The 22,325-nt window shown below is 62.5% G+C and carries 20 protein-coding genes; 5 read left to right on the top strand and 15 right to left on the bottom strand.

The annotated features are described in order from the left end of the window. Positions 1–78: 78 nt before the first annotated feature. From ACYQ2T_RS10835 to cbiR, 7 genes are all read right to left on the bottom strand, one after another. Positions 79–1,362: an EAL and HDOD domain-containing protein gene (locus ACYQ2T_RS10835; RefSeq protein WP_459900506.1), complete on the bottom strand. Its 1,284-nt coding sequence runs from the start codon at positions 1,360–1,362 to the stop codon at positions 79–81. A 30-nt stretch (positions 1,363–1,392) separates the two neighbouring features. Then, the gene (argC, locus tag ACYQ2T_RS10830) at positions 1,393–2,448 is read right to left on the bottom strand and encodes an N-acetyl-gamma-glutamyl-phosphate reductase (protein ID WP_459900505.1); all 1,056 of its coding nucleotides are present in this window, start codon (positions 2,446–2,448) and stop codon (positions 1,393–1,395) included. A 9-nt stretch (positions 2,449–2,457) separates the two neighbouring features. Further along, a complete protein-coding gene (locus ACYQ2T_RS10825; protein ID WP_459900504.1) occupies positions 2,458–2,751 on the bottom strand; it encodes a DUF1844 domain-containing protein in 294 nt (97 codons plus the stop codon). An 88-nt stretch (positions 2,752–2,839) separates the two neighbouring features. Then, positions 2,840–4,003 carry a pyridoxal-phosphate-dependent aminotransferase family protein gene (locus ACYQ2T_RS10820; protein WP_459900502.1) on the bottom strand — a complete coding sequence of 388 codons (1,164 nt, stop codon included), beginning with the start codon at positions 4,001–4,003 and terminating at the stop codon, positions 2,840–2,842. 524 nt (positions 4,004–4,527) lie between these two features. Next, on the bottom strand, positions 4,528–7,194 hold the full coding sequence (gene polA / locus ACYQ2T_RS10815; RefSeq protein WP_459900500.1) for a DNA polymerase I: 2,667 nt from the start codon (positions 7,192–7,194) through the stop codon (positions 4,528–4,530). A 56-nt stretch (positions 7,195–7,250) separates the two neighbouring features. Beyond that, positions 7,251–8,261, bottom strand: coding sequence for a DHH family phosphoesterase (locus ACYQ2T_RS10810; protein WP_404844116.1), 1,011 nt, complete (start codon positions 8,259–8,261; stop codon positions 7,251–7,253). Between the two features lie 26 nt (positions 8,262–8,287). Then, positions 8,288–9,040: a cobamide remodeling phosphodiesterase CbiR gene (cbiR, locus tag ACYQ2T_RS10805; RefSeq protein WP_459900498.1), complete on the bottom strand. Its 753-nt coding sequence runs from the start codon at positions 9,038–9,040 to the stop codon at positions 8,288–8,290. Between the two features lie 158 nt (positions 9,041–9,198). On the opposite strand from cbiR, the gene ACYQ2T_RS10800 reads away from it, so the two are divergent. Next, positions 9,199–9,345 (top strand): hypothetical protein, encoded by a 147-nt coding sequence (locus ACYQ2T_RS10800; protein WP_404843793.1) that lies wholly within the window; start codon positions 9,199–9,201, stop codon positions 9,343–9,345. 43 nt (positions 9,346–9,388) lie between these two features. On the opposite strand, the gene ACYQ2T_RS10795 is transcribed toward ACYQ2T_RS10800, so the two are convergent. The 5 genes from ACYQ2T_RS10795 to thrB form a co-directional block, all read right to left on the bottom strand. After that, on the bottom strand, positions 9,389–12,511 hold the full coding sequence (locus ACYQ2T_RS10795; protein WP_459900496.1) for a UvrD-helicase domain-containing protein: 3,123 nt from the start codon (positions 12,509–12,511) through the stop codon (positions 9,389–9,391). Positions 12,512–12,608: 97 nt separating this feature from the next. After that, positions 12,609–13,898 (bottom strand): HD domain-containing phosphohydrolase, encoded by a 1,290-nt coding sequence (locus tag ACYQ2T_RS10790; protein ID WP_459900494.1) that lies wholly within the window; start codon positions 13,896–13,898, stop codon positions 12,609–12,611. Positions 13,899–14,051: 153 nt separating this feature from the next. Then, positions 14,052–14,573 (bottom strand): hypothetical protein, encoded by a 522-nt coding sequence (locus ACYQ2T_RS10785; protein WP_459900492.1) that lies wholly within the window; start codon positions 14,571–14,573, stop codon positions 14,052–14,054. A 17-nt stretch (positions 14,574–14,590) separates the two neighbouring features. Then, complete coding sequence (locus ACYQ2T_RS10780; RefSeq protein WP_459900490.1) at positions 14,591–15,196, bottom strand: hypothetical protein; 606 nt, start codon at positions 15,194–15,196, stop codon at positions 14,591–14,593. Next, entirely contained in the window at positions 15,186–15,740 is a 555-nt protein-coding gene (gene thrB, locus ACYQ2T_RS10775; RefSeq protein WP_404843798.1) for a homoserine kinase, read from the bottom strand. The genes ACYQ2T_RS10780 and thrB overlap by 11 nt, the downstream gene beginning before the upstream one ends. Before the next feature lie 134 nt (positions 15,741–15,874). Here thrB and ACYQ2T_RS10770 point away from each other — a divergent pair, with 134 nt between their 5' ends. Next, entirely contained in the window at positions 15,875–17,167 is a 1,293-nt protein-coding gene (locus ACYQ2T_RS10770) for a type III PLP-dependent enzyme domain-containing protein (RefSeq protein ID WP_459900488.1), read from the top strand. A 631-nt stretch (positions 17,168–17,798) separates the two neighbouring features. On the opposite strand, the gene purU is transcribed toward ACYQ2T_RS10770, so the two are convergent. Both purU and ACYQ2T_RS10760 read right to left on the bottom strand, forming a co-directional pair. Next, the gene (purU, locus tag ACYQ2T_RS10765; RefSeq protein ID WP_404843801.1) at positions 17,799–18,662 is read right to left on the bottom strand and encodes a formyltetrahydrofolate deformylase; all 864 of its coding nucleotides are present in this window, start codon (positions 18,660–18,662) and stop codon (positions 17,799–17,801) included. Beyond that, complete coding sequence (locus ACYQ2T_RS10760) at positions 18,659–19,126, bottom strand: pyridoxamine 5'-phosphate oxidase family protein (RefSeq protein ID WP_459900486.1); 468 nt, start codon at positions 19,124–19,126, stop codon at positions 18,659–18,661. The genes purU and ACYQ2T_RS10760 overlap by 4 nt, the downstream gene beginning before the upstream one ends. Before the next feature lie 95 nt (positions 19,127–19,221). Between ACYQ2T_RS10760 and ACYQ2T_RS10755 the strand changes: the two genes are divergently transcribed. The 3 genes from ACYQ2T_RS10755 (at position 19,222) to ACYQ2T_RS10745 (ending at position 21,508) form a co-directional block, all read left to right on the top strand. After that, on the top strand, positions 19,222–19,956 hold the full coding sequence (locus ACYQ2T_RS10755) for a TIGR04283 family arsenosugar biosynthesis glycosyltransferase (protein WP_459900484.1): 735 nt from the start codon (positions 19,222–19,224) through the stop codon (positions 19,954–19,956). Next, positions 19,949–20,629, top strand: coding sequence for a TIGR04282 family arsenosugar biosynthesis glycosyltransferase (locus ACYQ2T_RS10750; protein ID WP_459900482.1), 681 nt, complete (start codon positions 19,949–19,951; stop codon positions 20,627–20,629). The genes ACYQ2T_RS10755 and ACYQ2T_RS10750 overlap by 8 nt, the downstream gene beginning before the upstream one ends. A 240-nt stretch (positions 20,630–20,869) precedes the next feature. Continuing rightward, positions 20,870–21,508, top strand: coding sequence for a Crp/Fnr family transcriptional regulator (locus ACYQ2T_RS10745; RefSeq protein WP_459900480.1), 639 nt, complete (start codon positions 20,870–20,872; stop codon positions 21,506–21,508). A 107-nt stretch (positions 21,509–21,615) separates the two neighbouring features. On the opposite strand, the gene ACYQ2T_RS10740 is transcribed toward ACYQ2T_RS10745, so the two are convergent. Next, positions 21,616–22,257, bottom strand: coding sequence for a peroxiredoxin (locus ACYQ2T_RS10740; protein ID WP_404843806.1), 642 nt, complete (start codon positions 22,255–22,257; stop codon positions 21,616–21,618). Positions 22,258–22,325 lie beyond the last annotated feature (68 nt).

Genomic DNA, 22,325 nt, shown 5'->3' with positions numbered 1-22,325 from the left:
GCGGCTGACAGAAAACGCAACGCGCCCGGAAGGCAGAAGCCTTCCGGGCGCGTTTGTGTGAAACGGGTGGCCGGGCAATCAGGCGGCGTCGTCGCTCTTGCCCAAGATTTCCTGCGTCCACGCCATGGCCTGCACGTAGAATTTATCGGCGTCCTCCTGCCGGATGCCTGTGGCTTGCACCACCTCCTGCACGTGCGTCCACTGTCCACGCTCATAGGCGCGGGACAGCTCCAGCAGCGGCTTGAGGCGGTTTTCCTGTCCCACAAGGGCCTCTTTAACCTCGTCATCCAGCGGCACATTCTCCAGAATCTCCTCCATGGGCTGCCCAAGCAGCGCGTCGAGGAGTGAGAACAGCCCCAGCAGGAACATGGTCTCCGGCGATATGCCAAACTTTTTGGACAAATCTTCCATCAATTCCAAAAAGCGCCCCCGGTGCACGGACAGGAAGGCGACCTCCTCAGCCTTTTTGTTGGGGCTGAGGTCGGACATGATGGCAACGCGCAGCCACTGGGCCAACTGGCGCTGGCCAAGCAGCGTAATGGCGCGGGCGACGGATTCCACCTTGTAGCGCACGCCAAGGCCCACGGAGTTGATATACTGAAACAGGCGATACGTCAGGGACAGGTCTGCCTGAATAATGCGTCCAAGGCGGACCACGTCAAAATCCGTGCGGCCCAGCTCCTTGAGCAATTGAATCTTGGCTATTTCGCTGGAGGAAATCTTTTTGCCGGGGATAATCTCCGGCTTGGAGAAAAAGAACCCCTGAAACAGCGAAAACCCAAGCTTCCGCGTTACCTCAAAGGTCTCAACGTCCTCCACCTTTTCCGCCAGCAGCGTACAGTCATAGGACTTCAGCTTATCCACCGTCTCGCGGATGCGCTGCGGGTCGGAATCCAGCCCAAGGATGTCCACCTTGATGATGTCCACATACTTAAGGAACGGCTCAAGCTCCGGCTCGCCCATATAGTCGTCCATGGCGAGCATGAAGCCCGCTTCCTTGATGGCGGCCACGGCCTCAAGCACATCGGCGTCCGGGCTGACGTCCTCCAAAATCTCCACAATGGCGATATCCGGCGGCAGGGCGTAGGCGGCGTCCTCCAGCAGGAGCTTTTTGGGGAAGTTGATCAGGGCGCGCTGGCCCTCCTCCATGCCTGCGTATGCCAGCAGAAAGCCGTCGGCGATGACCTTGGTCGTGGCCATGTCCGAATCCGTCACAAAGGCCCCTGTCGCATCACCGGAACTGCGGAACAACAACTCATAGCCAAAGACCTTTTGGTCCTGGTCAAAAATGGGCTGACGGGCCACAAAGACAGATTCGGCAAGTTGCGAGGCGGCAGATTCACTCTGCGTAATTTCAAGCATGGACGTCCTCATAAAGCGCCAGAGGCGAAATCAGGGTACCAGTGGGACAAGGTCCAACCCCAGTCCCATATCAAGCCCAAGCATAACGTTGGCATTGGCCAGCGCCTGCCCGGATGCGCCACGGCACAGATTGTCTATGGCAGAAACAACAATCAGGCGCTGCGTTCTGGGATCGACAACCAGACCGATATCACAGAACATTGTGCCCCGGACAAAACGCGTCTCGGGCAGCTTGCCAAGGGGCAAAACGCGCACCCACGGGGCCTTTTCGTACGCCTTGGAGTATAGCAAATGCACTTCATCCAATGAAAGGCTTTTCTTGAGACGGGCGTAGCTCGTGCTCAGGATGCCACGGCTGATGGGCAACAGGTGCGTGTTGAACGACACGGTCATCTCCGCGCCGGCAACGCCGGACAACTCCTGCTCAATCTCGGGCGTATGGCGGTGCTTGCCAAGGTTGTACGCCTTAAAGGAGTCCGCCACCTCGCAAAACAGCGAGCCAACGCTGGCCTTGCGGCCCGCGCCCGTGGTGCCGGACTTGGAGTCCACCACAATGCCGTCCGTCTCCACAATGCCCTCGCGTAGCGCCGGGGACAGGCCCAAAATGACGGACGTCGGATAACACCCCGGGTTCGCCACCAGCCGCGCGCCGCGCACGGCCTTAGCATTAAACTCCGGCAGGCCAAAAACGGCCTCGGGCAAAAGCTCCGGGTGGCGGTGCTCCAGGCCGTACCAGTCGGCGTAGGTGCCCGCGTCCTTGATGCGGAAGTCGGCGGACAGGTCCACCACCTTCACGCCGCGCGCCACCAGCTCCGCCGCCATCTCCATGGCCGTGCCATGCGGCACCGCCAAAAAGACCAATTCGCACGCCTCGGCAAGGTCCGCCACATCCGGCACGGACACCACCACATCGCCAATGGGAAAGCCCGCAAGGCTGGGGAACAACTCGCTCAGGCTTTTGCCCGCCTCGGACCGCGACGTAGCCCGCACCAATTCCATGCCCTCGTGCCGCGCCAAAAGCCGCGCCAACTCGATGCCGGTATACCCGGTCACCCCAACAAGACCGACAGGGGTACGCTGTGTCATACTCATCCCCTACCTTGTCTTCAGCACGTATTTCATGCGCAGGTCGTACAGCAAATCCGTGATGAGCTGCCGCTCCTCGTCGTCCAGATTGCCCTTGGTCTTCTCCTCCAGCATGGAGAGGACATCAATAGAGTGCTTGGCCAGCGCCAGATTCTCCGTAGGCTTGCCGGTTTCCGGGTCCGGCACCTCGCCCAGCGGCACCAGCGCCGACGACGCCAGCGACATCACAAAGGTGGAAAATGTCACCTGCGGCAGCAGGATGTTCCCCGACGCCGCGTCCATGGTCTTCTTTTCGTCAGACATCGTAACGCTCCTTGCGTCATCTGTGCATGCACATCCGCCGAAAGGGCCGCACACCCTGCCGGGTGGCCGCCCTGCTCCGGCGCCGCGCCTATTCGGGGCAGCCCTCAGCCATGGCGGCCTCGTACGCGCGCATACCCTGCTCCATGTAGTCCCGCGAGGCCGTGTAGCCACCACAGGCTTCAAGCGCGCTCGCCAGCGCATGCAGGCCCGCCAGCACATCGCCGTAGTCCACGTGGCCCATATGACCAAACCGGACAATACGCCCCTTCATCGCGCCCTGACCGCCAGCCAGCACTACGCCATAGCGCTCCGCGCAGCACTGGAGCACTGCGCTTCCGTCCACGCCCTCGGGCAGGCGGATGCTCGTCAGGCCCCACGTAAAGTGCTCCTCGGCAAACAGCTCAAGGCCCATGGCGCGCGCGGCACTGCGCACCAACTGCGTCAGCGCCCACTGCCTGCGGTACACGTTCTCCAGCCCCTGCTCCTTGAACATGGCAAGGCAGGTATGCAGGCCCATGAGCAAATTAATGGGCGGCGTAAACAGCGTTTGGGAATTCTTCTCGATCTTTTCCCGCTCGCCCAGCAGGTTAAAGTAGAACTCGCGCGGCTTCACCTCTTCCACGCGCTTCCACGCCCGCTCGGAGAGCGCCAAAAACGACAGCCCCGGCGGCAACATCAGCCCCTTTTGCGAGCCAGTCAGCAAGCAGTCCACGCCCCACTCATCCATCGGGCATGGCGAGATGCCAACCGCCGAGATGCCATCCACCACCAAGAGGACGTCCCGCTCCCGCGTAAACGCCGCAAGCTCCTTGATGGGATGCAGCACGCCTGTAGACGTCTCCGACGCCTGCACAAGGATGCCCTTGGCCTTGGGGAACTTCTCCAGCGCCGTGCGCAGGTGCTCCACCGTAATGGCCTTGCCCCACGGCACGCTGACAATGGCCGCGTCCAGCCCGTAGGTGGAGGCAATCTCGCCCCAGCGCTCGCCAAACTTGCCGCCCTCAATAACGATAACCTGATCGCCCTTGGAAAACAGATTCGTGGCCGCCGCCGTCATCGCGCCCGTGCCGGACGACGACATCGCCACCACTGGCTGGCTGGTGCCAAAGAGCCAGCGCAAATCCTTCTGAATCTCGCCAAGCAGCGCCGTAAAGCCCGGCTTGCGGTGGTGCACCATATCCATGGCCAACGTCAGCCGGACTTCCTCCGGCATCGGCGTGGGACCGGGAGTCAACAGTCGCATCTTATCCATATCCCTTCCATCCCTTGCAATGCGTTCAAATACACACACCTGCGACGGCGCAGGCATCTCAACAAAAGTCGTCGCCCTCCCCATAAGGGCGGTGGCAGTGGTGCCACTAGCGGGCCGAGGCGGGCTGGGCGGAGCGTTTTGTGCTCCGCAGGCTTAAGGGCCGTGGGCCCTTAAGAATCCCATGTGCGCACAGACGGGGGTGCCCGTAGAAGGCACTGTCGTCACCCCTGACATGCTCCCGTCCGTGTGGATATGGGAAATTTTATTGGGGGGTTCTGGCGCTGAGTGAAAGGCGGTGAGAATCCCTGTTCGGTGTTTGATGTGAAGGCAAAAGACCCCGTCCACCCCCCTATTTTTCGGGCGGCTTCCGCCCGAAAAATCCTGGGGATTCTCAAGGGTGTCACACCCTTGAGCAGCTCTGCTATCTTTATCTCTAAGGCCCTTCGTCCTTTCAGGCCGAACGACCTAAGAGCTAAAGCAGCCGGAGGCACTCTTCCTCTTCCCTTTTCAGCCTTCACCCGGCGCTAATGCGCCTCGCCCCAGTTGTTTCCGACGCCCCAGTCCACGGCGAGGGGCACGGAGAGGTCGTAGATGCCGGACATGATGGCTTCGAGGCGTTTTCCGGCCTCCTGCGCGGCGTCTTTCGGCACTTCGAGGATCAGTTCGTCATGCACCTGCAGGATGAGCTTTGCGCCGAGCTTGCGGAGCTTTTTATCCTGCCACACTTCCAGCATCGCCATCTTGATGATGTCTGCGGCGCTGCCTTGAATGCGGGTGTTGATGGCTTGGCGGCGCGCCTGTCCCTGATGGTGGGAGTTGCGGGAGTTGATATCCGGCAGCAGGCGGCGGCGCCCGGCAAGGGTGATGACGGAGCCATCGGTCTTGGCCTGTTCTTCCACGGCGTTGTAGAACTCGGCGAGTCCGGACAACTGCTCGAAGTAGCGCTCGATGAAAGCCTTGGCCTCCTTGAGGGGAATGCCAAGCTCACCGGCGAGCTTCTGCGGGCCCATGCCGTAGATGAGACCGAAGTTAATGGTCTTGGCGCTACGGCGTTCGTCGGCGGCGATGTCGGCCTGCGCCTTGTCGAAGAGCAGCGCGGCGGTACGGGAGTGGATGTCCTCGTCATTGGTGAAGGCGTCCACGAGTTCCGGCTCCTGCGACAAATGCGCGAGCACGCGCAGTTCAATCTGCGAGTAGTCCGCCGCGACAAGCAGGTTGCCTTCGCCCACGGTGAAGCAGGTGCGCATGCGCTGGCCCATTTCGCCGCGGATGGGAATGTTCTGCAGGTTCGGGCCGGAGCTGGACAGGCGGCCGGTGGCGGTGGCCAGCTGATTAAAATGCGAGTGCACGCGGCCTGCATCGTCCGCGGCGCGCGGCAGCGGCTCCAGATAGGTGGAGCGCATCTTCTCCAGCTTTCGCCACGCCTGAATATCCTCAATGATGGGATGCTCGGAGCGAATCTTTTCCAGCACGTCAAAGGCCGTGGACGGCACGCCGCCGGGGGTCTTGCCGCGCGGTTTCAGGCCTAGGTCAGTGAACAGCACCTCGGCCAGCTGCTGGCTGGAGCGCAGATTAAAATCGCGCCCCGCGCGCTCGTGAATGCTGGCGGTGAGGGTATCCAGCTTCTCCTGCACTTCGGAGAGAAAGCTGTGCAGCGCGGCGGAGTCAATGGCGATGCCCGCGGCTTCCATGTCGGCAAGGACGGGGATAAGCGGCGTCTCTAAGGTCTGCATCAGGTCCGACAGATGCGCGGCGTCAAGGCGGTCACGCAGGGCCGTTGTCATGGCGGCGGCGGTGACGCCGTGGCCCTTGGGTTCGGCTTCGAGCAGCTCCGGAGCGTTGCGGCGATAGAGGCGCTGCCACGAATAATCGCGGTCCTCGGGGGAAAGCAGATAACAGGCAAGGCCGATGTCGAACCATGATTCAAGGGGAATATCGTCCCACGCCGGATCGGCGCGCAGCAAGTCCTTAACGTTCGGCGCGGCGATGGCGGCGGCAGAGGCCACATGCGCGGCAAGGTCCTCATGGGAGCCGGACACCTGCCACTCGGTGCCCGCAATGCCCAGATGCCACACGCCGTCCTCGTCGCCGGGGACAAGGCCCACGGTCTCGCCCGTCACATCGGGCAGTGCGGCAGGTTCGGCGGCAATGCGCACGATGTCGGCCTCGGCCGGTGCGGCGGGCTCGGCGGCAGGCGCGGCGGGCGCGCCAAACAGGGACAACTGCTGCTCCCCGGCGGACGCAGCCTTGGCTTCCGCCGCAGGAGCGGGAGCGGGCTTGGCGGCCTCAGGCTGGGGGAAATACTTGGGCAGGTCGCGCCGAAGGGTGCGGAACTCATATTCCGTCAGGAACGCGTCCACATCTTCGTACACGGGCGCGCTGACGCGCAGGGCGTCAAGGTCAAGCTCGGTGCACACCTCAGTGGACAGCCGGGTGAGGGTGCGGAAGAGGAAGGCGTCATCCATGTTGGCTTCCAGCTTCTTGCGCATGGCGGGCTTAAAGTCGCCCGCACCGGCGCTGACGGCATCGCGCAGGGCCTCAAGGGTGGGATAGTCGGCCATAATTTTGGACGCCGTCTTGGGACCAATGCCGGGCACGCCGGGAATGTTATCCGCGGAGTCGCCGATAAGGGCCTGAAAGTCCGGCCACTGGCTGGGCTCCATGGCCGTCTCGGTGCGGAAGTCGTCCAGTGTGGTGAGCTTTTCCTTCTTGGAACCGGGGTCCCACATGAAGACGCGCTCGTCCAGACACTGCTTGAGGTCCTTATCCGCGCCCACGATGACCACGGGGCGCTGGTCCTTCAGGCGGGCGGCAACGCTGGCCATGCAATCGTCCGCTTCGACGCCCTCGGCCACCAGCATGCTCAGGCCCAAGACGCGCACGGCGTCGTGGGCGGGGTCCAGCTGCATGGCAAGGTCTTCGGGCATGGCCGGGCGCTGGGCCTTGTAGGCCTCGTACGCCTCGTGGCGGAAGGTCGGCCCCTTGCCGTCAAAAAAGACGCCCATGTACTCGGGGCGCTCGTTCTTCAAAATATTCATGAGCATCCGCAGGAACATGTACAGGGCGTTGGTCGGGAACCCGTCGGAGCGCTGCATGTCGCGGAAGGCGTAGTAGAAGCGGTAGATGAAGGCGTGTCCGTCAACGAGGAACACAGGGGACGTATCGAGTCCGAGACGGTCTTTCAGGGACATTGGTTCTCCATGCGCCGCGGGGATGCGGCGGTGAATGGGGGTCGTACAGCGCCGCGCTAGGCGTCGCCGGAATCAGCGGCGGGCTTACGCGGCCGTGCTTTTTTCGATTTTATGCGGTTCCAGAGGAAGACTTCCACAGGTGCATCGGGAATGGCGGAGAGCGGAATCTCGGCGCGGGCGGCGTTGCGGTGGCCGCCAGCAGAGCCAATGCTGCCAAAGCAGCGCGCGGCAAACTTGCCCATGTCGCGCCGCAGGCCGTCGCCGCGGAACACGGCGATGACCTGATCGTCCACCGTCCCGCTGATAACGGTCCACGCCGCGCCCTGCACGCGCAAGAAGAGGTCCGCAAGGATGACAAGGATGTCCGCGCTTTCCACGTCCTCCAAGTAGGCAAAAATGCCCTGCCCGGTCAGGCGCAGCTTAAAGTAGGCCTGACAGAAATACCGCAGCCATTCGAGATGGAATTCGCTTCGGTAAATCTTGCGCAGCAGCAGATGGTCCGCATATTTGGACAAATACTGGAAGGCGCGCAGGTCCGCCTCGCAGAACACGCGCTCAAAGCTGGAGGTGTCCGTCTTGATGCCATAGAGGAGCGCCGTGGCAAGGAGCTTTCCGGGCCTGATGTGCAGGTTGTACAGATACTCCGTCATCAGGCTGGCGTTGGAGCCGTAGTCCGGCTTGATATCCGCGTAAGTTGCGGTGACCGGATTCTCCGCCGACAGCGGGTGATGGTCGATCACCAGCGAAAAGTCGTACTCCTTAAAGGCCGCGTTGTGATGCGGCTGGGAGTCCACCAGCGCAAAGCGGTCGTACTGCGCGGCAAGGGTGGGCGTCAGCCGCCGCGTGGGCACGCGCAAACAGCGAATCATTTCCAGATTGTCCGGACGGGTGATGTCATTGATGTGGGCAATGCCCGTATCCTGCACCCGCCGCGCCATGATGCGCTTGAGCGCCATGGCCGAGGCCATGGCGTCGGGGTCGGCATTGATGAGGATAAGCCACCGGTCCTCGCGGCGGAAGAGCGCCAGCAAATCGTCCAATCGGGGGATGGACCGGAAATACGCCATCATCTTCTCCCTGAGCGCCTGCGGCGCTACCTTTGGTCCTCGCCGAGCATAGTCAGCAGGACGTGTGCGGAATCCATGACGTCGCGTTCTGTAAACAGTTCAACGGTTATCACCGCATCGGGGCGGAGTGCGTCAAGCTGCTTCTGCAGCAGAGCCCGCCCGTTGTCATCCAGCGCGGTCAGCGGCAGGTGCCGTCCATTCTCGCCGGGGGCGTTGAGGTGGAGCATGCGCACAGCGCCGTAGTCCACTTCATCCGCCAGAAATTCCTGTTCATAGGCCAACATGTGTCCCAAGTCCAGACACAGCGACACGCCCCACTGCGCCACGTACGGCAGATGCGCGCGCAGGTTGCAGGTGTCGATGTTCTCCAGCAGCAGGTCCGCCGGGTCGTAGCCTGCCCCGCGCCACAACTCCGCAAAGCGGCCCATAGTGGCGGCATCTGCGGGCGGATGCAGCACATAGGCCCGCGGCGAAAGGTACGCGGCCTTTTCCACCAGCTCCTGAACAATGGCCCACGCGGCGTCCGCTCCCTCGCCCCACGGCAGGTCCAGCGGCAGATGCACATGATAGCTCAGGTCCAGCCCGGCCAGCCACGGCGGCAGGTCCTGCGGGGTGTATTCCAAACAGGATTGGGACTCGAAAAACAACAGGGCCACTTCCGGAAAGGTGCCCTCAAGATGACAGCAATTTTCCGCCACCCCCGCGGGAATGACCGAGGACGGGGCCGCCAGCGTCCACGCCGCCCCCTGAATTCTTTCCGCCAGTGACCGATAAGACATATACAGACTCGCGTTTTGTGCCGGTTCACCGACATATTTTCCGGTCCGCCCGGAGGCGGAGGCAGGGAACCGACCACAACGATTCACAAAGCCAGCCGGGGTATGCTTCTTGCTTTTTCCAGTCAATAAAGGCGCAGCTCGGAAACAGGAGGCCCACCATGCAGATTGTCAAAAGTCTTCTGCAACACTACCTGAACCCCCTGCACGTATACTGCAGGCTGCGGGACATCGGCGTCAGCACCGCGCTGACGCGCCATGTCTGCGCCGCCTACGAGCGGTACGTGTACAGAATCTTTTCACCCTAAGCCCACCCACAGCGCCGCCATCCGGCGCGGCAGACAGGCCCGGCTACTCGCCTCCTCCCAGAAGGCCGAGTTGCTTGGTCTGGCGAACCGTCTTCCCCACAACCCGCGTTTTTTTCAGCATTCCATCCGGCAGCGCGTCCAAAAGGCGCGAGGGCGGAAGCCGCAGTTCCTTGCCGTACAGCATGCGCTGCGCCGCATAGCTCAAATACAGCTTGCTCTTGGCCCGCGTCAGCCCAACGTAGAACAGGCGCCGCTCTTCGGCCTCATCCGCCGCAGTGTGCGCGCCGGGCTGCGTCCCCGTCAAGACTCCGCTCCCGGCAAAAGGCACAATGCCGTCCTCCAACGCGGGCAGGAACACAGCTTCAAACTCCAGCCCCTTGGCCGCGTGCATGGTCATAATCTGGATTTTTTCGGCCTTGGCCCGGACCTGATCAAGATCCGTGCGCAGGTTCACCCAGTTGATGAGGCCATGCCAGCCGCCGTGCTCTTCGAATGCCCTCTTGAGCTTTTTATATTCTCGGCTTTCCCAGAACAGCCTGTCAAAGGGACGGGCATCCTGCAAGTAGGCCTCAAGCCCAAGGGGCCCGCGCGAGAGCACCTGCTCCGGCACATCGACGGCCTCCTCGGCCTGCACGTCCACCGCCGGGGCAATGCCTAGAGTGCGGCCCGCAGCGGCCAAAATGGCGGCCACGCGCGGCTCCTTCCAAAACGCGTCCACCTCGGGCACGGCGCAGGGCAGGCCCAGCCGGTCGAGCGTGGCGCGGATGCCGGGGATGAGCGCCTTGAACCGCACAAGGATGGCAATATCGCCGGGGGACAGGCACGCCGAGGGCGCGGCGTCGGCAAGGGAATGGCTGGTGCTGCCCACCAATTCGCGGATGCGCTCGCCCATCCACGACGCTTCGCGCGCCGCATTCGGCGCGGAGAACAGGCGCAGGTCGGCGGTGATGTCGCGGTTGGCGTGCAGGACCGGGCCATCCGGAATGACCGGACGCGACAGGTCCAGCACCTGCTGGGACGAGCGGTAGTTGTCCGTCAGGGTGATGATGTCCAACTCGGGCCACGTTTGCCGCAGGTCGTCCAGCACGTCGCCGCGCGCACCGCGGAAGGAATAGATGGACTGGTCCGGGTCGCCAATGGCAAAGAAGCCGCGCCCGCCGTGCACGGCCAAGGCCTTGACCAGCCGCAGCTGCAGCGCGGACAGGTCCTGCACCTCGTCCACAAGCACATGGATGTACGGATTGGGCCACGTGCCGCCCTCTACCTGCTCCAGCCAAAAGACCAGCAGGTCCGTATAGTCCACAAGATTCCACGACTGCTTGACGGACGTGTAGGCCGCCGCAATCTCAGCCAGCGAGTCCAGCTCCACCAGACGCTCCCGCGCCAGCCCAAGGCGCGTCCACGCGGCTTTGCGGTCGTTGGCGGTCAGGTCCGGCGTCGCCTCGGCAAACACGCGCTGCGCCCCCTCTTCGGAGAGGATGACCGGGGCTTCGCCGTGGATGGCGGTCCAGCACTCAAAGGCCAACGCATGCAGGGTATCCGCACGCGGCAGGGCCTCCTGCTCTCCGCGCATCTCCACTAGGCGGCGGCCAAGCTCGCCGGCGGCGCGCCGGGTAAAGGTCAGCGTCAGGATATGGCGGGGGTTCTCGCCGCCTTCCAGCAGGGCGTTGATGCGCCCCATCAGGGTCTGCGTTTTGCCCGTGCCCGGCCCGGCCAGCACCAGCACCGGTCCGGGACCGGCATCAATGGCGCGCTGCTGGGCCTCGTTGTACTGCACGGCGCCCGGAGCGGAAGGCGCGCTGGACTCGGCCGCGCGGGGCGCAGGCGTTGCCGCGCCCATATCCACACGCTTTGGCGCGGCCTTCGGCATGGCGATAAGGGAACCGCCGCGCTGGATTTCCTCGCGCTCCGTGGGCGTAAAGACGGTGATGACGCCGTACTGCCCATCAAAGCCGGACTGGCGCACCACGCGGCCCTTGCGCATGCGCGAGATGCCCTCGGCCAGCGGTGTGGACACCTTGGCGATGTCCTCAAGGGGCACGTCCTGCAGGACGGCCATCTCCGAGCCAAAGCGCGCAATGAGGCGGCCATAGAAATTCTTCACCTTTTTACTGCCGGGGCCAACGCCCAGCACCTCGGACACCACTTCCGGCAGGGGAATGAGGGAGACGAATCCCGGCTGCCCGGCAGGCTGCTGCGGGGTCTCGCGGTCCGCCAATTCCATGACGCGGTTCAGTACGCCAACGGTCAGCGGCTTGCCGCACACAGGGCACAGCCCGCCTCGCGCCTGCGTCTCCTGCGGGTCCAGAACCACGCCGCAGTTGCGGTGGCCGTCCAGATGGTACTTGCCTTCCTCCGGGAAGAACTCCACGGTGCCGAGGAATTTGTGCCCCAGCGCCTCGCCGCGCAGGGCGCGGTAGATGCCCTCATAGGACATTTCGCCACTGAAGATATTGGCCTCGCGCCCCAGCTTTTCGCCGGAGTGCGCGTCGGAGTTGGAAATCATGCGGAAGCGGTCCAACGCGGACCACATCCAGTTCATCTCCGGGTCCGAGGACAGGCCCGTCTCCATGGCAAAAATTTCGCTGGAGAGGTCGCCAAAGCAGTCCTCCACGCTGTTAAAGCCCGACTTGGAGCCAAACAGCGAGAACCACGGCGTCCAGATATGCGCGGGAACAAGGAAGGCGTTGGGGCCGGTCTCAAGGACCATTTCCAACAGGTCACGGGCATCAAGGCCAAGGATGGGGCGGCCGTCGGACTCCAGATTGCCCACCTGCGCTAAGCGCTCGGTAAAGGACTTCGCCATGTCCAGATTGGGCATGAAGACGAGGTTGTGGTTCTTGCGAACCGCGCCGCCGCGCTTGTAGATGCTGCTGATTTCCGTGCACAGCATGAACCGCGTGCGCCCGGAGAGGGGGTAGCCATCCAAAAACGGCAATTCGCGCTCAAGGCGTTTGTCGTCCTTGAGGGTGAACAGGCCGGAGCCGTCCGGCTCCAGCATGTCTTCAATCTCCGCCATCCATCCCGGATGCGTAAAGTCGCCGGTGGCAAGGACATCAAGCCCTTTCACCCGCGCCCATGCCGCCAGCAGGCGAAGATTCAGCTTTTTGCTCGTCGCCCGCGAAAAGCGGGAGTGGATATGCAAGTCGGCCCGAAAGAGTTCCATGAGTTCCGTCGCAGTATGGCTAAAGTGACTGGGACGCCGGAACTATAGAACCCATTGCCGCGCTCTTCAAGCCCCGAGTGCGGCGGGGGTACGCCGCCTATGCGTCGCACCCCATGGCAAACGCCTCAAAGGACTGCCGCGCCGAGGCCTGCGCCTCAAGGCGTGTGGTGTCCAAATGCTGGTAATCGTCCAGAGCAAGGCGGACAACCTCCTTGTCCAGCGCGCCGGATAAGCCCATGTCATACAGCACGCCCTCTACCTCGCGCCGGTGCATGCCGTGGCGGTAGGGGCGGTCCTCCGTCAAAGCCGTGAACACGTCCGCCACCCCCATAATACGCGCGCCGAGGTCCAATTTGCCCGCGCCCAGCTGGAAGGGATAGCCCGTACCATCCAAGCGCTCATGGTGCCGCGCGCCCCACGCGCCCACGTCCTTCAGGCCGGGGATGGAGGACAGCACCGTGTTGCTGTAATACGCGTGCCCTTTCATGACGCCGTATTCTTCATCATCCAGCGGACCGGGCTTTTCCAGCAGTTCCGAGGGGATGGCCAGCTTGCCGACGTCGTGCAGGCCGCCAGCCACCTGCAAAAGCGTGGCTTCGGTCTCGTCCAGCCCCGCCATGCGGCCAAGCTCCATGGCCACGGCGGCAACGCCCTGCGAATGCGTGGCCGTAAAGCGGCTGCGGAAGTCCACAAGCTGGGCAATAACCCGCGACACGTTCACCAGTTCATTGAGCGGCAGCAGCTGCGAGCGCACGGTGCACGCCTCGCGGATGGACTCGAACCGCGCACAGCTTTCAAGGCCGGTCCAAAACTCGCGCGCCTCAAGGTGGTGGGAAAAGCTGTCGTGGATATCCTCAAGAAACATGCGCCCGCGCCCGGCGTTCAGTCGCTTGCGCACCAGCGCCACATCCGGTGCCACATGCGTTTTGCGCGGGGCCAGCACGTCGATGCGGTCGGCCATTTGGATAATGTTGCTCATCCACAGCTCGCGCCCGTCATCCTCGGTCAATCCACCAAAGCGCGCGGCGGGCACATGGTGCCGCCGGATGAGCCGGGCCAGCCGCTCAAAGCCCGGCGCGTGGCACAGCAGGCGGTAGCCCGTTTCCATGTGCTTCACGTCGTCGGTGTCAAAGCACAGGGTGTCCAGACGCGTGCGCATGGTAAAGGCCCCAACGTCATGCAGCAGCGCGGCAAGGGCAATGTCCGCCTGCTCCTCCATGGTCGCGCCTGCCGCTCTGGCAATGTGCAGCGCAATGTACGCCGTGCGCTGGTGGTGGCCCACCACCACAGGGCTGATGAGGTCCAAAACGGCAGAGACCCCGCCCACCAAGTCCACAAAGCGAACCTGCACCGGAAACATATCGTTTGTTGTATCGAATTGTGTCATGGCTCTACTCCCACTCCCCACTCTACCCCATCACACGCGCCATGCAAGGATTTGCAGCCGCAATTGCCTGCATACCAACAGTCCCCAAAACTGCGCACGAAAAAAGGCCCCCAGCCAAAGCCGGGGGCCCTAGAACAATCGAAGAGATGACGGCTAGTAACGCGTCAACGCGCCTTCGCTAGCAAAGAAAACCTCGCCGCCCGTGGGGTCGCCCGGGCTTTTGGTCACATCGTCAAAGCGATTGGCGGTGAGCTTCATGCGGTAGCCGAAGGTGATGTACAGTTCGTCGTCCGTCTCCAGCGTATCGGGCTTGAGGACGAACTCAAAGTCAACGCCCTGCGCCCGGTCCAGCTTGCTGGGCTGAAACACCCGCAGGTCCGAGGCCACAACGTGGCCTTCCTTGTCCGAGAGATAGGCGGAGAACCACAGGTCGCCGATATATTCGGCCCAACGCGGGATGGCGTCCTGTACAGGAAAGGCCGTGCCGCGGACGGCAAAGCGGTTCTCAAGGGGCACAACGGCATAGTCGAAGCGCCAAAACTTCATGGGCAGGCTCTGCCCGGACTCCAGCGTCCAGTGCTGGCGGTTCAGGTGCTTCACGCTCATGTGCGAGCACCCCGCAAGCAACACAGCGGCGCACACTACGCCGCACAGCAGGACTGCGAATCGTTTCATCATATGCCTCCGGACACTTAAGACTGCAACTTAGGAGGACCTTGCACCAGCATCTCTGCAAGAGTCAAGTTCACTTTGGGCATTGCAGCCATCCGGGATCCCAGAAAATCCATCTCCAGCTTGGCAAGATCGCGGTACAAAGGCGTGCGGTCCAGCGGGCGCAAATCGTCGCGGCCGTCCGTAACCTCCTTGAACCGCCAACATCCGGGATATTCCTTCTGTTCGATGCGGTCAAAGCGGCCCTTGGTGGCCAGCGTATGCACCACGCCGTGCAAACGGCAAATCATCAGGCGGTGCGTATACAGCCCACACAGGCCGTCGTCGTTGAGCGGGCACATGGCGTCCGGGCGCTCACCGGCGGCCAGCTTCTCCTGCATATGCGTCACGTAGTCCTGCGCGCGGGACAGGTACAGGGCGCGCTTGTCCTCGGGCAGGGCCTCCATGCCCTTCCACAGGTAGGCCCACTCCACATATGTGTGGTGCTGGAAATAGCTCGTACAGCAGTTTTGCGGACAGTCCATGCACGTAAAGCCGGTGTCCGCCACGGTGGCGTCATATTCCTTCTGCATACGGTCATAGAGTGCGGCCAGACGGCGAAACACCCCTACTCTGTTACGCTTCACTCTTCTCTTCCCTTTGCTTAAGCCACTCGCAAATGGCGGTTGCGCACTCGTCCGGATTCATCTCGCCGGAGTCCACCACAAAGTCGGCGGCGGCCTCGTACAGCGGCATGCGCTCGTTGAACAGGTCCGTCACGGTTTGGCCGGGGGCAATGGCCAGCCCGCGGTCCGGATTCATGGCCACGCGCTCAAGGATGACCTCCTGCGACGCGGCAAGGTAAATGACCGGGCCAAGCTCCTTCAGGCGCTGCATACAGCGCTGGCCATACACCACACTGCCGCCCGTGGAGATCACCGTGCGGACCACGGCCAAAGCGGACACAATGTCGTCCTCCGCCTCCACGAATCTGTCGCGCCCAAAGGCGTCCGCGATGTCCTGAAGCGGGCGGCCATAGTGCGCCTCAATCACGTGGTCCGTATCCAGCTGGGGCCAGCCAAGGCGCTCGGCCACAGCGCGGCCAATGGTCGTCTTGCCTGCTCCAGCCATGCCTATGAGGGTGATGCAATCGCCACCCCGGGCGTAAAGACTGCTTCCTTTATGTGCCATGTGCGTTCCGTTTTTTCTGTGCTGTCGTCATGCAAAACCGGACTCTGCCGGACACGGTCCTGTACCTTCTCTCGCACATCGGGTCCAGTGTTCTTGTGGTTCACATACCGCGAAGGCGGGTGTATACGGGCCGCATGCGAAACAGACTCACACCACAGGCCATGTCCGACGCACTGCGCGCTGCCCTCGCCGGCGGCGCTGTGGACGCGGCAGACGCCAGCGCCCTGTTCTACGATATGTCACTCATCGAAGAGAAGGTCCGCCAGCTTGCCGATACATTCCCGTCCGACACCCTGCACGCCATCGCTGTCAAGGCCAACCCCCTGCGCAAGGTGCTGGAGCACCTCTGCGCGCTGTCCGGGACCGAGGGGTATCCCCTTCTTGGGCTGGAGTCCGCCTCCCTGCCCGAAATGACCCTCGCCCTCGCCGCGGGCTTTCCCCCGCAGCACATCGTCTTCGACTCCCCCGCCAAGACCGAAGCCGAAATCCAGCGCGCCCTCACCGCAGGCATCCACCTCAACATGGACAACTTGCAGGAGCTCTCCCGCGTCGGAAGCGCCATCACATCAGGCACCCCCCACGGCGGCATCGGCATCCGCATCAATCCGCAGGTCGGACAAGGGACCATCGGCGCAACATCCGTCGCCGCCGAATACTCCAAGTTCGGCGTGCCGCTCAAAGTCTTCCGCAAGGAGCTCATGGACGCCTATATCGCCAACCCATGGCTCACCGGCGTGCACGTTCATGTCGGTTCCCAAGGCTGCCCCCTTGATCAGCTCGTCCTTGGCGTGCGCGCCGTTCTCGACTTTGTCGAAGAGGTCAACGCCGCCACAGGCGGCCGTATCAATACCTTCGACCTCGGCGGCGGACTGCCTGCCGACTACGGCGAAGACGGCTTCGTCGCCACAGACTTTCACCAGTACGCCGCCGCCCTGCGCGAGGCCTGCCCCCGCCTGTTCTCCGGGCGCTACCGCCTCATGACCGAATTTGGCCGCGCCGTGCACGCCAACGCAGGCTTCGCCGCCAGCCGCGTGGAATACGTCAAGCCGCAGGGCGATATCCGCACCGCCGTCATCCACCTCGGCGCCGATATGTTCCTGCGCAAGTGCTACAACCCCGGCGACTGGCACCACGAATTCAGCGTCTGCGCGCCCGACGGCACCCTCAAGACCACATCAGAGCGCGAATACCGCATCGCCGGCCCCCTCTGCTTCGCCGGAGACCTGCCCGGACGCGATATTCTGCTCCCGCACATCGAACCGGGCGACTGGCTGCTTATCCACGATACAGGCGCCTATACCCTGTCTATGTGGTCGCGCTACAACTCCCGCGCCGTGCCCAAAGTGCTTGGCTACAACGCAGACCACGCCTTCAGCACACTCAAAAAACGCGAGACGCCCGAAGACGTCCTGCGCTTCTGGGAGTAGCCCCGGACACGATCTCTCCCCCAACACTCTGAATTAAAAAGCTGATTGCGTTCTACGGTCTTTTGTGTATAGGGGAAGGAGTACCTGTTCCCCTGTCCCCCCGTCCGGCATCTTCCGCGACCGCACACGCCACCCCGCGCCGGACGGGGCGGACACCCCCCAACCTTCGCTTGTGCGGAGGTTTTTTATTGGAGAGCGCCACTTTTTTTGCCTCCGGCGGGTTAAGGAAATAATTTCCTTAACAATCCTTAGGATTTTCTGGAGCGGAAGCCGCTCCAGAAAATAAGGGTGGGCGGAGTCTTTGCCTTTTGTCTTTCGAACAGCCAGACAGGGATTCTCACCGCCTTTCACTCGACGCCAAGGCCCCCCCCAAAAAAAATTCCCATCCACCCGGACGAGAGCCGTCAGGGGTGACGACTGTGCCATACAAAGCCGTCCGGCATGTGCGCACGCAGGATTGTTAAGGACGGTAGTCCTTAACCCGCCGGAGGCACATCTTCCTCCCCTCTCCCCCGCTCCACCACACGCCAACAGCCCCCCACCGCACGTTTCATAAAAAAAGGCCCAGCGCTTACGCACTGGGCCCAAAAAGCACCACCCCGCGCCGAAAGCAACGCGGGCTGGCTGGTGGTTATTTAAAGACGACGGTCTTGTTGCCGTAGAGGAGAATACGGTCTTCGAGGTGCCATTTGACGGCGCGGGCGAGAACTTGGCGTTCGAGGTCGCGGCCGAGGTCTTTGAGGTCTTCCACGCTCTGACGGTGGGAGACGGAGGCGACGTCCTGCTCGATGATGGGCCCGGCGTCGAGTTCGGGGACGACGTAGTGGGCGGTGGCGCCGATGACTTTCACGCCTTTGTCGTAGGCCTGCCTGTAGGGGTCGGCGCCGGCGAAGGCGGGCAGAAAGGAGTGGTGAATGTTGATGATGCGGTTCGGGTAGTGCTCCACGAAACGCTGGGAGAGAATCTGCATGTAGCGGGCGAGGACGACGAGGTCGGCCTGCCCTTCCATGAGGTCCAGAATCTGCTGCTCGGCTTCATCCTTGTTGTCCTTGGTGACGGACACGTGATGAAAGGGAATGCCGAAGGCTTCCACGGCGGAGCGGAGGTCATCGTGATTGCTGATGACCATGGAGATATCGGTGGCGAGCTTGCCGCGCTTCCACATCCACAAAAGTTCGAGCAGCGCGTGGTCGAACTTGGAGACGAGGATGGCGGTCTTGGGCCGCGGGCTGGCGTAGCTGAGGCGCCAGTTCATATCAAAGCGGTCGCCCACGACGTCGGAGAAGGCCTGTTCGAGCACGGGGGCGGAGACATCCATGTGCGGGGTCTGAAACTCCAACCGCATGAAAAAGTCGCCACCTTCGGGGTCGGTGGAGTGCTGGGCCAGTTCGGTAATATTGACGCCGTGGGAGTAGAGAAAGCTGCTGACTGCGGAAACAATTCCCGGCCTGTCGGGGCAGGAAATCAGAAGCCGCGCGCGGGTATCACTGTTCATTGATTCTTCCATCCATTCTGCTTGCAAGTCATCCGCTCGATGTCGATGCGGATGACGGTGGTACGCTCCACGCTGGGAGCTGGAAATTCTTGCACTCCGGCGACAAGGCCGCGCTGCCCGACGATGATGACGAGGGCGGCGCGCTTTTGGGCGGGGTCGGTGAGGATGGTGGCGACGCCTTCACCCATGATGCCGGGGCATGGCGGCAACTCGCTGTCGGCGGTCGGCGCTCCGGGACAGGCGGCGTCCACTTCAAAGCAGATGTGGGGATTGCGGAGCAAGGCCTCCACGTCGCGCACGTCGCCGCCGCAATGGCAATAGAGGCACACGCCGTCGTAGCCATAGCTGACGGGCAAAACGCGGGGAGCGCCGCCGTCGGTTATAACGAGGCGGAGCACTTCTTCACCGCGCAAAAGCGCATCGACATCATCGCGCCCGATAAGGGGCTGCTGGAGCCACATCATGACCCTTTCCATCCTTTTACGAACCATGTGCGGTCCGCATCCACATTTACAGCCAGCCAGAGTCCGGCTATGACAGGACCTAACAAGGCTACATCATGGAGCATTCCACCCCACAAAACGGCGCCTCGATCGCTGTCATTATCCCCGTTCTGCATGAGCAGAAACGCATCAACACCCTTGTGAACAACGTCCGGGAATTGGCCGGTCCGCGGCATGTCGAGATTATCGTCGTCGACGGTGCAGCCTCTGCTGATACCCTAAAAGCCCTGCGGCATAAAGCATTGAAAGCGCTCACCGCCCCTGCCGGACGCGCGTCGCAAATGAATGCGGGCGCAGAAGTGTCTAGTGCTGACATTGTCCTTTTCCTGCATGCGGATACCACACTGCCGCCGCAGGCCTTTGACAGTCTCCTGCGCGCCGTCGCGGGCGGCGCTGAGGCAGGAGCGTTTTCCCTTGGCTTTGATGCACAGTCCCTGGGGCTGCGAATTATTGCGGCCACGGCAAACCTGCGCTCGCGGCTGACGCGCGCGCCGTACGGCGATCAGGCGCAATTCTTCACACGCGCGGCTTTTGAGCGGCTTGCGGGGTATGCGCCGCTGCCTTTGATGGAGGACCTCGACATCATGACCCGCGCCCGCAAGCTGGGCCTGCGCGTCACCATCCTGCCGGACCGGGTGACCACGTCATCCCGGCGCTGGCGCAAGGAGGGGCTGGTGCGGTGCACCCTGCGCAACTGGTGCATCCGCCTGCTGTACCACTGCGGCGTTCCGGCCGCGCGGCTGGCGGGCTGGTACCGCCCCAACGCCACAAAGGACACCCACAATGCATGATGCAACAACGGCCCTCCTGTTCGTGAAGCTCCCCCGTGCCGGCGAGGTAAAAACCCGCCTTGGCCGCCTCCTCGGCGACAGCGCGGCGGCGCTGTTGTACAGCGCCTTTGCCCGCGACCAGCGCGACGCGCTGCTGGCCTCGGGGCTTCCAGTGACGGCGGTGTGCGTCCCCAGCGCGCCCTTGGAGGACTACCGGGGCTGGCTGGGGCCGGATGTGGCCTACACGGCCCAGCGCGGGGCCGACCTTGGCGAGCGCATGATGCATGCCTTTTTGGACGCCTTTGAAGGCGGCGCCAAGGGCGCGGTGCTCACGGGCAGCGACGCGCCGCACCTGACGCCAACCCTTATCCACGAGGCCAAAGCCGCGTTGACAATGCACGACGCGGCCATTGCCCCAAGCTCGGACGGCGGCTACTCGCTCATCGCTATGACGCAGACTGGCTTTGTGCCGCAGGTCTTCCGGGGCATCCGGTGGAGCACGCCCGAGGTCTTCCGCATGACGCGTGCGGCCTTTGCCCTTGCGAGCGCGTCCCTCAAAATCCTGCCGACGCTGGACGACATTGACACCGTAGACGACCTGATGCGCCTGCGCCGCCGCTTTGGCGAAACGGGCGGCCCCCGCCGCACCATGCGCCTGCTGCGCGAGGGCGGCATCTTGGCCGGACGGCACTAGCCGCCTGGTTTTCCACACCCCGCACGCGGCAATTCGCCGCTTTGCGCCGACGCACCGGGCCATGGCGGCATATCGCGCCGCTCCTCCCCACAGCCCAATCCTGCCGTTCTCCCTCTGCCGCGGGACTTTTTGCCCGCCCATTCTCAGCCTGACGTTGTCGCATTTCCGCAAAGGTCGTATGGTGAAGTGACGACCCATCCATGCCGCACACGCGGCGGCCTGCAACGGGAGGATGCGACCATGGCGGCGAAATCGCGCGCGTCTTTTTTGGTAAAGAACTTTCTGAAATATGCTGTGATCTTTTCCGAGGGGTCCCGGGGCGATACGGCGTATCTGCTCAAAGAGGGGCTGGTGGAAATATCCAAAATTATGGACGGCAAAAAGAAGGTCTTTGCCCACCTGCGCCCGCCGTCCATGTTCGGTGAAATGGCCATCCTGCTGGGCGATGAAAAGCGCACCGCAACAGCCGTGGCGCTGGAGGACTCCAAAGTCATTGAAATAAAAAAATACGACTTTGAGGAATTCCTCCAGCAGTCGCCGGTGATGATTTCCACGCTGGTCAACGTGCTGGTCCACCGCCTGAAGACGGCCACCACCAAATCCCTGCGCGTGCCGAACCTGTTCACCGGCATCTGCAACGTGCTGGGCATGCTGGGCGGTGCGGGCGTGACGGAGATGAACTATCTGGACACGCTGAATTCGCTGGCCGTGACCTTTAACGTCAACAAGGAAAGCGTGGACAAAGCCCTGCACATGCTGGAGGAGCACGCACTTATTGAAATGTTTATGAACGACGATAACGAGCGCACCATCCGCCTGCTGGTGACCAAAGACCTCGCCCATACCGCCGCCGAACGCCGCAGGGCCGCGCCAGTCTAGCGCCAAGCCCAAAACGCAAGCCCGCCCCGCAGTGGGAAGAATCTGCGGGGCGGGAAGCGAGGGGCTATGAGGCCGGATGGTACGGACTCCATCCAGTCGAGAGAGAACTACAGTTCTTTGTGGCAGAACCACCAATCGTATCCGTCGTATTCGGACAGACGCTTTTTGGCGGCTTCATGGTCCTGCGCCGGGGGCACGATGACGCGGCTGCCGATAAGCTCGTTTTTGGGCCAGCCTGCGGGAATGGCCACGCCGTTGGCGTCGGAGGTCTGCAGGGCTTCTACAGCGCGCAGAATCTCGTCCATGTTGCGGCCGACTTCCTGCGGGTAGTAGAGCATCAGGCGCAGATGGCCTTCGGGGTCAATCACGAACACGGCGCGCACGGTGTTGGAGCCTTTGCCGGGGTGCAGCATGCCGAGGGTCTCGGCAACTTTGCCGCGGTCGTCGGCGATGACGGGGAAGGTGATTTCTTCGCCGATTTTTTCGCCAATCCACTCCACCCATTTGATGTGCGAGAACACCTGGTCGATGGACAGGCCAATCAGTTCGCAATTGAGCTTGTTGAACTGCTCGATGCGCTTCTGGAAGGCCACGAACTCGGTGGTGCACACCGGAGTGAAGTCAGCCGGGTGGCTGAAGAGGACGAACCATTTGCCCTTATAATCGCCGGGGAGGTTCTTCTCACCCTGCGTGGTGACGACCTTCATCTCCGGGAACTTCTCGCCAAGAAGGGGGATCCTGTTTTCCATGTCTATACTCCTTGGTTCTTTTTTCGTGTTGAGGCGTTGTGTCTTTGTTGAGAATAATTCCTATTAGC

It is taken from the genome of Desulfobaculum senezii (genome assembly GCF_054657395.1).
Note: the sequence above shows the minus strand (reverse complement) of the source record. Positions and strands in the feature narration are given on the sequence as shown.

Excerpts from the sequence above, each read along its gene's own strand:
- purU (WP_404843801.1), bottom strand. The coding sequence starts at position 18,662 with ATGAACAGTGATACCCGCGCGCGGCTTCTGATTTCCTGCCCCGACAGG.
- argC (WP_459900505.1), bottom strand. The coding sequence starts at position 2,448 with ATGACACAGCGTACCCCTGTCGGTCTTGTTGGGGTGACCGGGTATACC.
- ACYQ2T_RS10800 (WP_404843793.1), top strand. The coding sequence starts at position 9,199 with ATGCAGATTGTCAAAAGTCTTCTGCAACACTACCTGAACCCCCTGCAC.
- ACYQ2T_RS10790 (WP_459900494.1), bottom strand. The coding sequence starts at position 13,898 with ATGACACAATTCGATACAACAAACGATATGTTTCCGGTGCAGGTTCGC.
- ACYQ2T_RS10740 (WP_404843806.1), bottom strand. The coding sequence starts at position 22,257 with ATGGAAAACAGGATCCCCCTTCTTGGCGAGAAGTTCCCGGAGATGAAG.
- ACYQ2T_RS10795 (WP_459900496.1), bottom strand. The coding sequence starts at position 12,511 with ATGGAACTCTTTCGGGCCGACTTGCATATCCACTCCCGCTTTTCGCGG.
- ACYQ2T_RS10810 (WP_404844116.1), bottom strand. The coding sequence starts at position 8,261 with ATGGCGTATTTCCGGTCCATCCCCCGATTGGACGATTTGCTGGCGCTC.
- ACYQ2T_RS10770 (WP_459900488.1), top strand. The coding sequence starts at position 15,875 with ATGCGAAACAGACTCACACCACAGGCCATGTCCGACGCACTGCGCGCT.
- ACYQ2T_RS10745 (WP_459900480.1), top strand. The coding sequence starts at position 20,870 with ATGGCGGCGAAATCGCGCGCGTCTTTTTTGGTAAAGAACTTTCTGAAA.
- polA (WP_459900500.1), bottom strand. The coding sequence starts at position 7,194 with ATGTCCCTGAAAGACCGTCTCGGACTCGATACGTCCCCTGTGTTCCTC.
- ACYQ2T_RS10835 (WP_459900506.1), bottom strand. The coding sequence starts at position 1,362 with ATGCTTGAAATTACGCAGAGTGAATCTGCCGCCTCGCAACTTGCCGAA.
- ACYQ2T_RS10820 (WP_459900502.1), bottom strand. The coding sequence starts at position 4,003 with ATGGATAAGATGCGACTGTTGACTCCCGGTCCCACGCCGATGCCGGAG.
- thrB (WP_404843798.1), bottom strand. The coding sequence starts at position 15,740 with ATGGCACATAAAGGAAGCAGTCTTTACGCCCGGGGTGGCGATTGCATC.
- ACYQ2T_RS10825 (WP_459900504.1), bottom strand. The coding sequence starts at position 2,751 with ATGTCTGACGAAAAGAAGACCATGGACGCGGCGTCGGGGAACATCCTG.
- ACYQ2T_RS10785 (WP_459900492.1), bottom strand. The coding sequence starts at position 14,573 with ATGAAACGATTCGCAGTCCTGCTGTGCGGCGTAGTGTGCGCCGCTGTG.
- cbiR (WP_459900498.1), bottom strand. The coding sequence starts at position 9,040 with ATGTCTTATCGGTCACTGGCGGAAAGAATTCAGGGGGCGGCGTGGACG.
- ACYQ2T_RS10760 (WP_459900486.1), bottom strand. The coding sequence starts at position 19,126 with ATGATGTGGCTCCAGCAGCCCCTTATCGGGCGCGATGATGTCGATGCG.
- ACYQ2T_RS10750 (WP_459900482.1), top strand. The coding sequence starts at position 19,949 with ATGCATGATGCAACAACGGCCCTCCTGTTCGTGAAGCTCCCCCGTGCC.
- ACYQ2T_RS10755 (WP_459900484.1), top strand. The coding sequence starts at position 19,222 with ATGGAGCATTCCACCCCACAAAACGGCGCCTCGATCGCTGTCATTATC.